The sequence below is a fragment of the Paracoccus marcusii genome (genome assembly GCF_006151785.1).
Taxonomy (GTDB): Bacteria; Pseudomonadota; Alphaproteobacteria; order Rhodobacterales; family Rhodobacteraceae; genus Paracoccus; species Paracoccus marcusii.
This window is the reverse complement of record NZ_VDDD01000084.1, coordinates 1-15,460: the sequence shown is the minus strand read 5'-3', so window position 1 is coordinate 15,460 and position 15,460 is coordinate 1. Positions and strand designations below refer to the sequence as shown.

Annotated in this window: 12 protein-coding genes; 4 read left to right on the top strand and 8 right to left on the bottom strand. The window is 68.3% G+C overall.

Going from position 1 to position 15,460, the window contains the following annotated elements:
* On the top strand, positions 1 to 1,130 hold a 1,130-nt coding region (locus FHD68_RS12990; RefSeq protein ID WP_139085954.1), incomplete at its 5' end, for an inorganic phosphate transporter.
* Here the strand turns inward: FHD68_RS12990 and pncB are convergent.
* Together pncB and pncA are read right to left on the bottom strand one after the other, a co-directional pair.
* Positions 1,127 to 2,419: a nicotinate phosphoribosyltransferase gene (gene pncB / locus FHD68_RS12985; RefSeq protein ID WP_045982665.1), complete on the bottom strand. Its 1,293-nt coding sequence runs from the start codon at positions 2,417 to 2,419 to the stop codon at positions 1,127 to 1,129. The genes FHD68_RS12990 and pncB overlap by 4 nt on opposite strands.
* A gap of 59 nt (positions 2,420 to 2,478) precedes the next feature.
* Entirely contained in the window at positions 2,479 to 3,075 is a 597-nt protein-coding gene (pncA, locus tag FHD68_RS12980) for a bifunctional nicotinamidase/pyrazinamidase (RefSeq protein ID WP_127897472.1), read from the bottom strand.
* A 128-nt stretch (positions 3,076 to 3,203) separates the two neighbouring features.
* Between pncA and FHD68_RS12975 the strand changes: the two genes are divergently transcribed.
* Both FHD68_RS12975 and trhO read left to right on the top strand, forming a co-directional pair.
* Entirely contained in the window at positions 3,204 to 4,799 is a 1,596-nt protein-coding gene (locus FHD68_RS12975; protein ID WP_205963167.1) for an SLC13 family permease, read from the top strand.
* A gap of 53 nt (positions 4,800 to 4,852) precedes the next feature.
* A complete protein-coding gene (trhO, locus tag FHD68_RS12970; protein ID WP_127897471.1) occupies positions 4,853 to 5,743 on the top strand; it encodes an oxygen-dependent tRNA uridine(34) hydroxylase TrhO in 891 nt (296 codons plus the stop codon).
* Positions 5,744 to 5,780: 37 nt separating this feature from the next.
* Here the strand turns inward: trhO and FHD68_RS12965 are convergent, their stop codons facing one another.
* Together FHD68_RS12965 and FHD68_RS12960 are read right to left on the bottom strand one after the other, a co-directional pair.
* A complete protein-coding gene (locus tag FHD68_RS12965) occupies positions 5,781 to 8,057 on the bottom strand; it encodes an NADP-dependent malic enzyme (RefSeq protein WP_127897470.1) in 2,277 nt (758 codons plus the stop codon).
* A 93-nt stretch (positions 8,058 to 8,150) separates the two neighbouring features.
* Entirely contained in the window at positions 8,151 to 8,876 is a 726-nt protein-coding gene (locus FHD68_RS12960; protein WP_045982660.1) for a proteasome-type protease, read from the bottom strand.
* A gap of 153 nt (positions 8,877 to 9,029) precedes the next feature.
* On the opposite strand from FHD68_RS12960, the gene FHD68_RS12955 reads away from it, so the two are divergent.
* Positions 9,030 to 11,003: a bifunctional 2',3'-cyclic-nucleotide 2'-phosphodiesterase/3'-nucleotidase gene (locus tag FHD68_RS12955; RefSeq protein ID WP_127899248.1), complete on the top strand. Its 1,974-nt coding sequence runs from the start codon at positions 9,030 to 9,032 to the stop codon at positions 11,001 to 11,003.
* Between the two features lie 33 nt (positions 11,004 to 11,036).
* Here the strand turns inward: FHD68_RS12955 and FHD68_RS12950 are convergent, their stop codons facing one another.
* The 4 genes from FHD68_RS12950 to FHD68_RS12935 form a co-directional block, all read right to left on the bottom strand.
* Entirely contained in the window at positions 11,037 to 11,843 is an 807-nt protein-coding gene (locus tag FHD68_RS12950) for a transglutaminase family protein (protein ID WP_045982659.1), read from the bottom strand.
* 3 nt (positions 11,844 to 11,846) lie between these two features.
* On the bottom strand, positions 11,847 to 12,803 hold the full coding sequence (locus FHD68_RS12945; protein ID WP_045982658.1) for an alpha-E domain-containing protein: 957 nt from the start codon (positions 12,801 to 12,803) through the stop codon (positions 11,847 to 11,849).
* A 14-nt stretch (positions 12,804 to 12,817) separates the two neighbouring features.
* On the bottom strand, positions 12,818 to 14,227 hold the full coding sequence (locus FHD68_RS12940; RefSeq protein ID WP_046000427.1) for a circularly permuted type 2 ATP-grasp protein: 1,410 nt from the start codon (positions 14,225 to 14,227) through the stop codon (positions 12,818 to 12,820).
* 177 nt (positions 14,228 to 14,404) lie between these two features.
* Positions 14,405 to 15,460, bottom strand: a 1,056-nt coding sequence (locus FHD68_RS12935) for an acetyl-CoA C-acyltransferase (RefSeq protein ID WP_139085953.1), incomplete at its 5' end; no start/stop codon positions are given.

The following is a 15,460-nucleotide window of genomic DNA, read 5'->3' as shown; positions in this document are numbered from 1 at the left end:
TGGTCGCCGTCGCGGGCGTGGCGGGGGCGGTGCTGGCCGGGGGCGCGGTGTCGGCCCGTCTGGCGGGCGGCATCGTCCAGCTGGCACCCCTGGCCGAGGGCGGGCGCGCCCCGATGATGATGGTCGCCGCGCTGATCGGGGCGGCAGTCTGGATCACCCTGGCCACGGGCATCGGCCTGCCGGTCAGCACGTCGCATTCCATCGTGGGTGGCATCGCGGGGGCGGGGGCGGTGGCCCTGGGCCTGTCGGCGGTGGCCTGGGGGACGCTGGCCATCATCGCATCTGTCTGGATGGTGACGCCGGTGGTGGCGGGGGGCTTGGCCGGCGGTCTGCTGATCCTGCTGCGCCTTAAGGTGGTCGAGGCGCCGGACCGCGCCGGGGCGGCGCTTTTGTGGCTGCCGCTGCTGGTCGGCCTGATGGCGGCGCTGTTTTCGGCCTATGTCGTGGTGCTGCTGGACCTGGGACCACTGGCCGCCTGTGCGGCGGCCGCGCCGACCGGGGCGGGCGCGCTGTGGCTGACGCGGCGCAGCGTGCTCCGCGAACTGGCACGCCATCCGCGTAAACCAAGCACCAAGTCTCTGCTGCGCCCCGCGCTGGTGATGTCCGTGCTGATCCTGGGCTTTGCCCATGGCGCCAATGACGTGGGCAACATCGCGGGACCGCTGTCGGTGGTCCTGCGCGGACAGGGGATGTCGACCGCGATCGGCGTGGTCCCGGTGCTGGTGCTGGCGGGCGGAGGGCTTGCCATCGCCACCGGCACGCTGCTGTTCGGGCGCCGCCTGGTCCACATGGTGGGCAGCGGCATCACCAAGCTGAACGCGGGGCGCGCCTTCTGCGTGTCGCTGGCCACGGCCGTGACGGTGCTGGGCGCATCGGCCCTGGGCCTGCCGGTGTCGACCACCCATGTGGCGGTCGGCGGCATCTTCGGCGTGGGTTTTGCGCGCGAATGGCTGGACCGCCGCCGCGGCAGCCGGTCCGAGGCCCTGCCCGCGGACGAGACGCGCCGCCGCATCCTGGTGCGGCGCAGCCATGTCGTGACCATCACCGCCGCCTGGCTGGTGACACTGCCGATCACGGCATCGCTTGGGGCGCTGGCCTGTCTGCTGGTGCTGTGGGTGACCGGAGTCTAGACCGTGACCGACAGCGCCTGCTGGACGCCCACCCCGAAGACGCGCTTGTAGCGTTCGATCTCGGCCGCGGGGCCGGTGGCCTTGGCGGGGTTGTCCGACAGCTTGACCGTGGGACGCCCGTCGGCCGCCACTGCCTTGCAGACCAGGCTGAAGGGCGCCAGCCCGTCGCCCGGCACAAACCCGCGAAAATCGTTCGTCAGCAGCGTGCCCCAGCCGAAGCTGACCTTGACGCGCCCATGGAACTGCCGATGCAGGGCCAGGATCTTGTCCACGTCCAGCCCGTCGGAAAAGATGATCAGCTTGCCGCGCGGGTCCTCTCCGCGCGACTGCCACCAGCGGATCGCGGTCTCGGCGCCCGTAGCCGGATCGCCGCTGTCGATGCGGATACCGGTCCAGCCCGCCAGCCAGTCCGGCGCGCCCGCCAGGAACCCTTCGGTGCCGTAGGTGTCGGGCAGGATGATGCGCAGGTTGCCGTCATGCTCCTCGTGCCAGTCGGCCAGCACGTCATAGGGCGCCTGGCGCAGGGCCGCGTCGCCATCGGCCAGGGCCGCGCGCACCATCGGCAGCTCATGCGCATTGGTGCCGATCGCCTCGATGTCGCGGCGCTGCGCGATCAGGCAGTTCGAGGTGCCGGTGAAGCGGTCGCCCAACCCCTCGATCATCGCCTGCACGGCCCAGTCCTGCCACAGGAAGCTGTGCCGCCGGCGCGTGCCGAAATCGGCGATGCGCAGGTCGGGCAGGGCGCGCATGGCCTGGATCTTCTCCCACAGGCGGGTCATGGCACGGGCGTACAGGACCTGCAGCTCGAACCGGCCCATGTCCTTCAGGACCGCGCGGGACCGCAGCTCCATCAGGATCGACAAAGCCGGGATCTCCCACAGCATCACCTGGGGCCAGGGGCCTTCGAAGGTCAGCTCGTACTGGCCGTCGCGCTTGTCCAGGTGATAGGCGGGCAGGCGCAGCCCCTCCAGGAACTCCATGAAGTCGGGGCGGAACATCTGCCGCTTGCCATAGAACGTGTTGCCGCGCAGCCAGGTGCTCTCTCCGCGGGTCAGGGACAGCGACCGCACATGGTCCAGCTGCTCGCGCAGCTCGCCCTCGTCGATCAGGTCGGCCAGGCGCACGTCCTTGCTGCGGTTGATCAGACTGAAGGTGACGGTGGTGTCCGGGCTGTTGCGGAACACCGACTGGCACATCAGCAGCTTGTAAAAGTCGGTGTCGATCAGCGACCGGACGATCGGGTCGATCTTCCATTTGTGATTGTAGACCCGCGTGGCGATATCGGCCATGACGCTGTTTCCTTGACCATTTCGCCCTTGGTGCCTTGATCCGCGCGGGGGCGCAACCCTCAGGCCAGCGTGACGCCCGCCTGGCGCATCGCCGCGCGCGCGGCGGCCAGGCTGCCATCCAGGTCGATCGCACGGCACGCATCCTCCGCCACGCGGGCGGCAAAGCCAAGGCGGGCGGCGTCCATCGCGCTCCACGCGACGCAGAAATCATGGGCCAGCCCGACAAGGGTCAGGTCGGTGATGCCGCGGTCGCGCAGATAGCCGGCAAGACCGGTGGCGGTCGTGCGGTCGTTCTCGAAGAACGCGGAATAGCTGTCGATGCCGGCGCGGAACCCCTTGCGCAGCACCAGATCGGCCCGGTCGACCTGCAGGTCGGGGTGGAACTCCGCCCCCGGCGTGCCGATCACGCAATGGGCGGGCCACAGCACCTGCGGGCCATAGGGCATCTGCGTCATCGAAAAGGCGGCGGCGCCCGGGTGGTTGTCGGCAAAGCTGGCATGGTCGGCCGGATGCCAGTCCTGCGTCAGGATCACCGCGTCGAAATCGGCCATCATCGCGTTGATCGGCGCCACGATCTGGTCGCCCCCGGCCACGGCAAGCCGGCCGCCGGGACAGAAGTCGCGCTGCATGTCGATCACGATCAGGGCCTGGGTCATCCGGTCCGCCTTGGCTTCGGTCCGGCGCCACTAGACCGCCGGGCGGGGCCGGTCGTCAAGGGTGGTCGCGGACCCGGTTTTGCCATACCCTGACCGCAAGAAGATGTCGCACGAAAAGGGAGGACACGATGGGGATACAGGACGATCTGCACCACCCCGGTGAATATGACGAGAACGAGGTCCAGACCCGCTCTGCGCAGATGATCTGGGTGCTGCGGGCGCTTGGGGTGGTGATGGCCGGCATCGTCTGGCTGCTGCTGGGCGGACAGGAGGGGCTGTCCGAGGATGCACGCATCGTCGCCGCCGTCGGCACGCTGATGGCCATCTGGTGGATGACCGAGGCGATCCCGCTGTCGGCCACCGCGCTTCTGCCGATCGTGCTGATCCCGGCGCTGACGGAAACGACCGTCGGCCAGGCGACGCAGCCCTATGCGTCGTCGATCGTGTTCCTGTTCCTGGGCGGCTTCCTGATCGCCATCGCGATGGAGAAATGGCACCTGCACACGCGCATCGCGCTGCTGACGCTGCGCAATGTGGGTGTGGCGCCCCGGCGGATCGTCCTGGGCATGATGCTGGCAACCGGCTTTCTGTCGATGTGGGTGTCCAACACCGCCACCACGCTGATGATGCTGCCCATCGGCCTGTCCGTCCTGTCCCTGGTGGTCGAACGCGGATCGCGCCAGGACGGCGCCGCGGCCGAGGATGCGATGAAGGCCGGCGGCACCATCACCGACGTCGTCAAGGACCCCAACATCAGCGCCTTCGGCGTCTGCCTGGTGCTGTCGATCGCCTGGGCCGCGTCGATGGGGGGTTTGGGCACGCTGCTGGGCAGCCCGCCCAATGCCATCGTCGCGGGCTATGCCTCGGACGAGCTGGGCCGCAACATCGGCTTTCTGGAATGGATGGTGCTGGGGACGCCGCTGGCCTTCATCTTCATCTTCATCGCCTGGTTCCTGATGACCCGCGTCCTGTACCGGTTCGACCTGCCCGAGATCCCCGGCGGCAAGCAGATGATCGAGGATCAGGTCCGCGATCTGGGCGCGCTCAGCCAGGGAGAGAAGATGGTCCTGGCCGTGTTCCTGGGTGCGGCGTTCCTGTGGATCGTGCCGGGCCTTCTGACCTCGATCCCGGCGATCGAGGCTGCGGCACCCTGGCTGGGCAACCTGGATGACACGGCCATCGCCATCGGCGCGGGCCTGGCCATGTTCCTGCTGCCCGGCAAGGGCCGCGACAAGATGGTTCTGGACTGGAAGGATGCCGAGGCCGGGCTGCCCTGGGGCGTCCTTCTGCTGTTCGGCGGCGGGCTGTCGCTGGCCTCCGCCGTGGCGTCGTCCGGGCTGGACAGCTGGTTCGGCCAGCAGGTCACAGGCCTGGGCTCGCTGCCGACGATCCTGCTGGTCGCGGCCGTGGTCACGATCATCCTGTTCCTGACCGAGATCACGTCGAACACCGCCACCGCCGCGACCTTCATTCCGATCCTGGGCGGTGTCGCCCTGGGCATCGGGGCCGATGCGATGACGCTGCTGATCCCCGCGGCGCTGGCCGCGACCTGCGCCTTCATGCTGCCGGTGGGCACGCCGCCCAACGCCATCGTGTTCGGCACCGGGACCGTCACCATCGCCCAGATGGCCAGGGGCGGGTTCGTGCTGAACGTCGTGGGCATCCTGCTGATCACCGGCCTGACCTATCTGCTGGGCGGTCTGGCCCTGGGCCTGACCTTCTAGGGTCTGCGTTCTGATCTTGCGCCAAGGGGCGTGGCCGCGATAAGGCCACGCCCATGCTGCCCAAAACTCCCCTGACCGTCGCCGCACTCTATCACTTTGCCCGTCTGGCCGATCCGGCGGCCCGGCAGGGACCGTTGCTGGACCTGTGCCGCGCGCAGGGCCTGTGCGGCACGCTGCTGCTGGCGCCCGAGGGCGTGAACGGCACCATCGCAGGCCCGCGCGCGGGCATCCTGGCGGTCCTGGACCACATCCGCGCCTGGCCCGGTTTCGCGGGTCTGGACTGGAAGGAGAGCGCCGCCGACGCGCCGCCCTTCGGGCGCATGAAGGTCCGGCTGAAGGCCGAGATCGTGACCATGGGCCAGCCCGACATGGACCCCGCCGCAGGCACCGGCCATTACGTCGCGCCGCGCGACTGGAACGCGCTGATCGCCGCGCCCGACGTGGCCGTGATCGACACCCGCAACGATTACGAGGTCCAGATCGGCACGTTTCAGGGCGCCGTCGACCCCGGCACCCGCAGTTTCCGCGACTTTCCCGCCTGGTGGCAGGAGAACGCGCACCGGTTCCAGGGCAAGCGCATCGCGATGTTCTGCACCGGCGGCATCCGCTGCGAGAAGTCGACCAACTATCTGATCGCGCAGGGCGTCGATCAGGTCTACCACCTGCAGGGCGGCATCCTGAAATACCTGGAGGACGTCCCCCAGGAGGACAGCGCATGGCAGGGCGAATGCTTCGTCTTCGATCAGCGGGTCAGCCTGACGCATGGGCTGGCGCAGGGGCGGCACGGTTTGTGCCATGCCTGCCGCCGCCCCCTGGCACCCGAGGACCGCACCCGCCCGGAATTTGAGGATGGCGTCAGCTGCCACCGCTGCGCCGACGAATACTCCGACGCCGACCGCGCCCGGTTCCGGGAGCGGCAGCGCCAGTTCGACCGCGACGCCTGAACGTCTCCTTTGCCCAAATACCCCCTTTGGCGCGCCCTCAGCCCTGCGCGCCGACCCCGCCCGCGGCGATGGCGGCCATGTTCAGGATGTCGCTGACGGTCGAGTTCGTCGAACAGATCTGGATCGGGCCCGCCACGCCCGTCAGGATCGGACCGATGACGGTCGCGCCCGCCATCTCCTGCATCAGCTTGACCGAGATCGAGGCCGAATGCCGCGCCGGCACCACCAGCACGTTCGCGGGCGCGGTCAGGCGGCTGAAGGGATAGCGCGCGGCCGCGTCCATGTTCAGCGCCACGTCCACGGTCATCTCGCCCTCGTATTCGAAATCGGCACCGCGGCGGTCCAGGACGGTGGCGGCCTGCGCCATCTTGATGGCGCGTTCGCTGACCGGATAGCCGAAGTTCGAGAAGGACAGGAAGGCCACGCGCGGCTCCAGCCCCAGGTTGCGGGCCACCGCGGCGCCGCGGGCGGCAATGTCGGCCAGATCCTCGGGTTCGGGCCATTCATGGACCAGCGTGTCGCCGATCAGCACGATCCGGCCCCGGTGCAGCACGGCGGTGATGCCCACCGCCCCGTCCTGCGGGCGCACGTCGAAGACATGGCCGATCTGCGCCAGCACCGGCGCGTTCTTGCGCGTGGCCCCGGTTACCAACCCGTCGCCATGCCCATGCGCCAGCATCAGCGCCGCAAAGATGTGGCGGTCGCGGTTGGCCAGCTTGAACGCGTCCTCGCGGTCGACGCCCTTCCGTTGCAGGCGCTGGTACAGGAACTCGTGATAGCTGTCCAAATGCCGGGTGTTGGCGGCGTTCACGACGCTGATCTCGCGGAAGGCGTCGCCCATGCCCAGGGCCTCCAGCTCGGCCTTGACCTCGGCCTCGCGGCCCACGACCAGGGACTGGCCCATGCCGGTGCGCTGCCATGCCACGGCGGCGCGCAGCACGCGCGGATCGTCGCCCTCGGCAAAGATCATCCGGGCCTGGGCCTGCCGCGCGCGGGCATGGATGCCCTGCAGGATCGCGGCCGTCGGGTCCATCCTGTTCTTCAGCGTCTGGACATAGCCATCCATGTCGATGATCGGGCGCCGCGCGACGCCCGTGTCCATCCCGGCGCGGGCGACCGCGGGCGGGATCACGTGGATCAGCCGCGGATCGAAGGGCGTCGGGATGATGTAGTCGCGCCCGAACTGCAGCTTGCGGCCATAGGCGACGGCGACCTCGTCGGGGACATCCTCGCGCGCCAGGCGGGCCAGGGCCTCGGCGCAGGCGATCTTCATCTCGTCGTTGATGGCGCGGGCGTGGATGTCCAGCGCGCCGCGGAACAGGTACGGGAACCCCAGGACGTTGTTCACCTGGTTCGGATAGTCGCTGCGGCCGGTGGCCACGATCGCGTCGGGGCGGACGGCATGCGCATCCTCGGGCGTGATCTCGGGGTCGGGATTCGCCATGGCAAAGATCACCGGGTTGTCGGCCATGCTGACGACCATGTCCTGGGTCACCGCCCCCTTGGCGCTGACGCCCAGGAAGACGTCGGCGCCCTTCATCGCCTCCTCCAGCGTGCGGGCGGTGGTCACGACCGCATGGGCCGATTTCCACTGGTTCATGCCCTCGGTCCGGCCCTGATAGATGACGCCCTTGGTGTCGCACATGATGCAGTTGTCATGCCGCGCGCCCATCGACTTCAGCAGTTCAAGACAGGCGATGCCCGCCGCACCCGCGCCGTTCAGGACGATCCGCACATCCTCGATCTTCTTGCCCGACAGCTCCAGCGCGTTCAGCAGGCCCGCGGCGCAGATCACCGCGGTGCCGTGCTGGTCGTCGTGGAAGACCGGGATGTCCATCAGCTCCTTCAGGCGCTGTTCGATGATGAAGCATTCCGGCGCCTTGATGTCCTCCAGGTTGATGCCCCCGAAGGTCGGGCCCATCAGCTTGACGGCGTTGATGAATTCGTCCGCGTCCTCGGTGTCCAGCTCCAGGTCGATGGCGTTCACGTCGGCAAAGCGCTTGAACAGCACCGCCTTGCCCTCCATCACCGGCTTGGAGGCCAGCGCGCCCAGATTCCCCATCCCCAGGATCGCCGTCCCGTTCGAGATGACGGCCACCATGTTGCCCTTCGTGGTATAGTCATAGGCCGTCTCCGGGCGGTCGGCGATGGCCTGGACCGGCACCGCGACGCCCGGCGAATAGGCCAGCGACAGGTCGCGCTGCGTGGTCATGGGGGTCGAGGGCGTGATGTCGTATTTGCCCGGACGCGGTTCCAGGTGATAGGCCAGCGCCTCTTCGGGGGTGATGCGGCTGCGGCTGGTCTTGTCGGTCATGATGTCCCCCGAAGATGATGCTGGGGACTGCTTAACGGCTTGGCAGGACTGCTTCAACGCGGATGCGGTCCGGCTTGCGCTAACAGCTGCGGGTCAGATGCTGACTTTGACGAAGCTGTCGCGCAGCGCCGCGGACCAGGCCGCGCTCATCTGCATGAAGTCCGGATCGCCATCCAGAATGCGGCGGCGCGTGGTGACCGCACAGGCATCGGCGCCGATCACCGCCAGGTCCAGCGGCATCCCCACCGACAGGTTCGACCGCAGCGTCGAATCCATCGATAGCAGCACGGCCTTCTGCGCGTCCGCCAGGCTGGTCGCGGGGGTGACCACCCGGTCCAGGATCGGCTTGCCGTACTTGTGCTCTCCGATCTGCAGGAAGGGCGTGTCCTCGGTCGCCTCGATGAAGTTGCCTTCGGGATAGATCAGGAACAGGCGCATGTCGCCGCCCTTGCGCTGTCCCGCGACGATCATGCTGGCGGATGCCTGCTGCTTGAGGTCGCGGCACTGTTCGGCGATCTCGCGCCGGGTGCGGCACAGCGTGTCGCCGATGATCGTGGCCACGCGCAGCATGGTCGGCGCCTTGAGGATCGAGGTCGTGTCGTCTGCCAGCTCGTCCTCGATCGCCTCCTCCAGGCGGGCGATGGTGGTCTGGGTCACGGACAGCGACCCGGCGGTCATGATCGCGATGATGCGTTCGCCCGGCGCCTCGAAGAAGAACATCTTGCGATAGCACGAGATATTGTCCAGCCCGGCATTCGTGCGGGTATCCGACAGCAGCACAAGCCCGGCATCCAGTTTCAGTCCGACGCAATAGGTCACCGGCACATCTTTCCGTTGCATTCCGCAGGGCAGACTAGGACCGGGGGGCGTGGGCTGCAATCGCTCGTTTGCGGGTCGCGTCATGAAACTTTGGGTCGCCTTGGCGCGCCGAATCGCACATCGTGCAGGTTCCACCACCCAAGGACGAACATGATGACCCATCCTCTTGCCCTCAGCCGCCGCGGTTTCCTGACATCGGGGGTGGCCGGCCTGGCGCTAGTCGCGCTGCATCCCTATTCCGCACGGGCCGAGGCGGGGCAGGCGCATCTACGCATCATGGAGACGACGGACCTGCACGCGCATGTCTGGCCCTACGACTATTACGCGGACACGGCGACCGACACCCTGGGCCTGGCGCGGACCGCGGCCCTGGTCGGTGCCGTGCGGGCCGAGGCCACGAACGCGCTGCTGTTCGACAACGGCGATTTCCTGCAGGGCAACCCGATGGGCGATTTCATCGCCTATGAGCGCGGGATGGACGGGGACGCGACCCACCCGGTGATCCAGGGGATGAACGCCCTGGGCTATGACGGCGGCACCCTGGGCAACCACGAATTCAACTATGGGCTGGAATTCCTGGGCGCCAGCCTGGCGGGCGCGGGCTATCCCGTCGTCTGCGCCAACGTGGTGACCGAGGCCGGCGCCACCCCGGACCAGGACCGGACCCTGGTGCCGCCCTATGCGGTGATCGACCGGGACCTGACCGACGGGGCGGGCGCCACCCATCCGATCCGCATCGGCATCATCGGCTTCGTGCCGCCGCAGATCATGCAATGGGACCGCGCCCATCTGGAGGGGCAGGTCACCGTCCGCGACATCGTCGAGGCGGCCGAGGCCTGGGTGCCCAAGCTGCGCGCCGAGGGGGTGGACCTGGTCGTGGCACTGGCCCATTGCGGCATCGGCGGGCGGACCGCCGAACCGGGGATGGAGAACGCGGCCATTCCGCTGGCGGCCGTCGACGGCATCGACGTCATCCTCACCGGGCATTCGCATTCGGTCTTTCCCGGCCCCGACTACGACGGCGTGGCCGGGGTGGATGCCGCGGCCGGCACCATCGGCGGCAAGCCCGCGGTGATGGCCGGGTTCTGGGGGTCGCATATGGGCCTGGTCGATCTGCTGCTGGAGCGGCAGGGCGACGGCTGGACCATCGTCAGCCACCAGGTCGAGGCGCGCCCGATCTATCAGCGCGACGACGAGGGCGTGGTGACCCCCCTGGTCGAGAGCGTACCCGCCATCGAGGAGGCGACCGCCACCGAACACCAGCAGACGCTGGATTATGTCCGCCGCCCCGTCGGCCAGACCAGCGCCGCGCTCTACAGCTATTTCGCGATGGTGGCGGATGATCCTTCGGTCCAGATCGTGTCGAACGCGCAAAGCTGGTACATCGCGCAGATGCTGGCCGGGACCGAGCACGAGGGGCTGCCCATCCTGTCGGCGGCGGCGCCCTTCAAGGCCGGCGGGCGGGGCGGGCCGGATTACTTCACCGACGTGCCGCCGGGCGACATCGCCATCCGCAACGTGGCCGACCTGTATCTGTATCCCAACACCATCCGCGCCGTGCGCGTGACCGGCGCGCAGGTCAAGGAATGGCTGGAGCGCAGCGCGGGGGCCTTCAACCGGATCGAACCGGGGCAGGCGGACCAGATGCTGCTGAACCCCGACTTCCGCAGCTACAACTTCGACGTGATCGACGGGGTGACCTATCGGATCGACCTGTCGCAGCCGTCGCGGTTCGACGCCGACGGGGCGCTGGCCGACGCGGACGCGAACCGCATCGTCGATCTGGCCATCGACGGACAGCCGGTCGACCCGGCGGCCGAGTTCATCATCGCCACCAACAACTATCGCGCCACCGGCGGCGGGTCGTTCCCCGGCGCGGATGGCTCGACCGTGGTGTTCGAGGGGCCGGACACCAACCGCGACGTGATCGTCCGCTATATCCTGGACCAGGGGACGATCAACCCGTCGGCGGATGGCAACTGGTCGTTCGCGGCGCTGGACGGGGCGACGGTTCTGTTCGACACGGGGCCGGGGGCCGCGGCCTATCTGCAGGACGTGACCGCCCTGACCATCGAACCGGCGGGCGACGCGCCCGAAGGCTTTGCCCGCTATCGCATCACCCTGTGACGACAGGTGGACCGGGGGTGCTGCCCCCGGTTCCTACTGGGCCATCTCCTCGACCCTGACGCTGACATCCATGTCCTCGGACCCGGTGCCCAGGGCCACGCCCCGGATCGGGGCCGCGTCCGCCGCGTCCAGGCCCGACCCCAGACGGACATAGCGTTCGTCCGGGCAACAGCGGTTGGCGGCGTCGAACCCGACCCATCCCAACCCCTCGACATGGATCTCGGCCCAGGCATGGGCCGCGTCATGGGCCTGCCCGTCGATGGTCGAATGCAGATAGCCCGACACATAGCGCGCCGGCAGGCCGCGCAGGCGCGCGATGGCGGTCAAGGCGTGGGTGTGGTCCTGGCAGACGCCCTCTCCCAGGGCCAGGGCCTCGGATGCGGTGGTGCCGGTATGGGTCACGCCGGGGCGGAACGCGATCCGGTCGCTGACCGACATCGACAGCTGATGCGCCAGGTCCAGCCGGTCGGTGCCCTCGACCGACTGCGCCAGATCGCGCAGCGCGTCGTCGGGGCGCGTGGCGGGACTGTCGCGCAGATAGGTCAGCGGGTGGATCATCTCGCGGTGGCCGCGCAGGACGCCTGCCGTGTCGCGGGTGTCGATGCGTCCGCTGATGCGCACGGTCACATGATCGACCGGACCGCGCACGGTCCAGCCCTCGATCCAGTCGCCGGCACCGTCGCGGAACCCCGGCCCCTTGACGCCGCCCGACACGTCGACCTGCCATTCATGGGTCTTCTGCCCCTCGAACACCGACGGTGTCAGGCGCAGGCTCTGCACCAGGTTCCGGATCGGCTGGCCATAGCGATAGACCGTCTCGTGAGAGATCTTCAGGCGCATGGGTCACACCCCTCCAAGCAGGTAATCCTGGTGGACCAGGTTGGAAATCTCGGACAGTTCCAGGATGAACCAGCTGAGGAACTCGTGCAGCCCCTCGTCGAAGATCATCTCGATGTCGCGTGCCTGCAGGGCTGCCAGAACCTCTCGCGCCTTGTCGCGGGCGCTGGTCGGCACCCCGTCGCCATAGCGGCGCGCCAGCCCTTCAAGGTGCCACACGGTCTCATACAGCGACGTGATCAGCGCGCGGGGGCTTTCCCCGTTCAGGATCAGGAAGTCGGCCACCTGGCCCGCGGTGATGTCGCCGCCATAGGCCCAGTGATAGGCCCGGTGCGCCGAGAGCGCGCGCAGGATCACCTGCCACTGATAGGTGTCCAGACCCGATCCCACGAACTCGATCCGCGGCAGCAGGACGAAATACTTGACGTCCAGCAGGCGCGCGGTCGCGTCGGCGCGTTCCAGCCCGTATCCCAGGTTCATGAAATGCCAGCCGTCGTTCCTCAGCTGCGTCGCGTTGATCGCGCCGCGCACGGTCGAGGTGTGGCCGGTGGTGAAATCGGTCAGCCCTGCGGTGTCCAGCTTTGCGCGCGGCTGGCGTTCGATCCGGCGCAGCTCCTGGAAGGCCACGTTCAGCGCGTCCCAGACCTGGCTGGTCAGCGCGGTGCGCACGATCCGACCGGCCTCGCGCGCCTTTTCAAGGCAGCTGGCCACCGATGACGGGTTGGCGCGGTCGAAGAAGATGAACTCCTCGATGTTCTCCTGGGTGATCTCTCCGTATTTCTGCGCGAACAGGTCCGAACTGCCCGAGGCCTGCAGCAGCGAGTTCCATTCGTTCTGGTACCCGGCCTCGGTGTTGGGAAGCAGCGTGATGCGCTGTCCCACGTCCAGCAGGCGCGCGGCGGTTTCGGCACGTTCCAGATGGCGGCCCATCCAGAACAGGTTCGAGGCGGTGCGGCTGAGCATCGTGTTACGTCCCCTCATTCCGACAACACCCAGGTGTCCTTGACACCCCCGCCCTGGGACGAGTTCACCACCAGCGACCCTTCGCGCAGTGCGACACGCGTCAGCCCGCCCGGTACCAGCTCGATCCGGTCGCCGCACAGGCAATAGGGGCGCAGGTCCACGTGGCGCGGCGCGATGCCCTCGTCCACGAAGGTCGGGCAGGTCGACAGTGCCAGCGTGGGCTGGGCGATGTAGTTCGACGGATTGGCCTGGATCTTGGCACGGAACGCCTCGATCTCCTCCCTGGTCGACTTGGGGCCGACCAGCATGCCGTAGCCGCCCGATCCGTGGACCTCCTTGACGACCAGTTCGGGCAGATGCTCCATCACATAGCGGTAGTCGTCGTCCTTCCACAGCGTCCAGGTCTGGACGTTGTTCAGGATCGGCTCCTCTCCCAGATAAAAGCGCACCATCTCGGGGACGAAGGTGTAGATCGCCTTGTCATCGGCCACGCCCGCGCCGGGTGCCGAACAGATCGACACGCCGCCAGACCGGTACACATCCATCAGTCCCGGAATGCCCAGCATCGAATCGGGGCGGAAGCACAGCGGGTCCAGATAGGGGTCATCAATCCGGCGATAGATCACGTCCACGCGCTTGGGCCCGGTGGTCGTGCGCATATAGCAGAATTCGCCATCCACGAACAGATCCTGCCCCTCGACCAGCTCGACCCCCATCAGGTTGGCGAGGAAGCTGTGTTCGTAATAGGCGCTGTTGTAATGGCCCGGCGTCAGGATCACGCAGGTCGGCCGGTCGCTGCATTTCGCGGGCGCCACCGATTCCAGCGTGCGGCGCAGAAGGTCGGGATACTGGTCGACGGGTTCGATGCGGTTGCCGCGGAACAGGGCCGGGAACATGCGCATCATGATCTCGCGGTTCTCCAGCATGTAGCTGACACCCGACGGCGTGCGGCAGTTGTCCTCCAGGACATAGAACTCGTCCTTGGCGGTGCGGACCAGGTCAATGCCGATGATGTGGGAATAGACGCCGCGCGGGGGCACGAACCCCACGACCGACTTCTCGAACGCCTCGTTCTGATAGACCAGGCGGGCGGGGATGCGTCCGGCGCGGATGATCTCTCCGCGGCCATAGACGTCGCGCAGGAAAGCGTTCAGCGCACGGGCGCGCTGCTTGATGCCGCGTTCCAGGCGGCGCCACTCAGCCTGCTCGAACACGCGGGGCATCATGTCGAAGGGGATCAGCCGGTCCGGGTCGCCCCCCTCGCCATAGACGGCGAAGGTGATGCCGATGCGGCGGAACAGCGCCTCCGCCTCGGCCTGCTTCATCTGGCGGAAATCGTCGGGCATGGTCTCGACCCATTCCCGCAGGCGGGCATAGGGGTCGCGGACGCTGTCGCCCTCGTACATCTCGTTATAGTAACTCATCACTCCCCCACTGGCTGACGCAACGCTTCCGGGTCTTTCCTTGGATCGATGATCCGCGCCCGGTTCCGGTAAGTCCACAGCAGAACCGCCGGATTTGCCCATTGGTTCCGCAGCTTGGCGCCGTGGCGGGGGCGCCGCTGCCGGCGCCCGGGGCAGCCTGCCGGTTTGGCAGGCAGATCAGCACAGTTCGACCGCCAGCGCGGTTCCCTCGCCGCCGCCGATGCAGATCGCGGCCACGCCCCGGCGCAGCCCTCGCGCCTGCAGCGCATGGATCAGCGTGACGATGATCCGCGCCCCCGACGCGCCGATCGGATGGCCCAGGGCGCAGGCTCCGCCATGCACGTTCACGCGGTCATGGGACAGGCCCATCCGCGCCATGAAGGCCATCGGCACGACGGCAAAGGCCTCGTTCACCTCCCACAGATCGACGCTGTCGCTGTCCCATCCGATCCGCGCCAGCAGCTTTTCGGCGGCGGGCACGGGCGCGGTGGGGAACTGGCCGGGGGCCTGGGCGTGGCTGGCATGGCCGACGATGCGCGCGACGGCGCCCTCCGCCCGACCGCCCAACACCAGCGCCGCCGCCCCGTCCGAGATGGACGAGCTGTTGGCCGCCGTCACGGTGCCCCCGTCGCGGAACGCGGGTTTCAGCAGCGGGATCTTGTCGGGGCGGGCCTGGCCGGGCTGTTCGTCGGTGTCGACCACGGTGACCTTGCCGCGACCCGGCACGGTGACGGGTGCGATCTCGGTCGCGAACGCGCCGCCGGCGATGGCATCCTGTGCGCGCGTCAGGCTGGCCAGGGCGTAGTCGTCCTGCGCCTGGCGGGAAAAGGCGAATTCCGCGGCGCAATCCTCGGCAAACGTGCCCATCAGGCGGCCCTTGTCATAGGCATCCTCCAGCCCGTCCAGGAACATGTGGTCCAACGCCTGTGCATGCCCCAGGCGCGCCCCGGCGCGCATTTTGGGCAGCAGGTAGGGGGCGTTCGACATGCTCTCCATGCCGCCTGCGACGACGATACCGGCGCTGCCGGCGCGGATGGCATCGGACGCCATCATCACCGCCTGCATCCCCGACCCGCACATCTTGTTCAGCGTCGTTGCCGGCACCTCCTGCCCCAGCCCCCCGGCAAAGCCCGCCTGCCGCGCCGGGGCCTGGCCCTGGCCCGCGGGCAGGACGCAGCCCATGAACAGCGCATCGACCGCAGGCCCGCCCGCGCGCGCCAGTGCCGCGGCGAT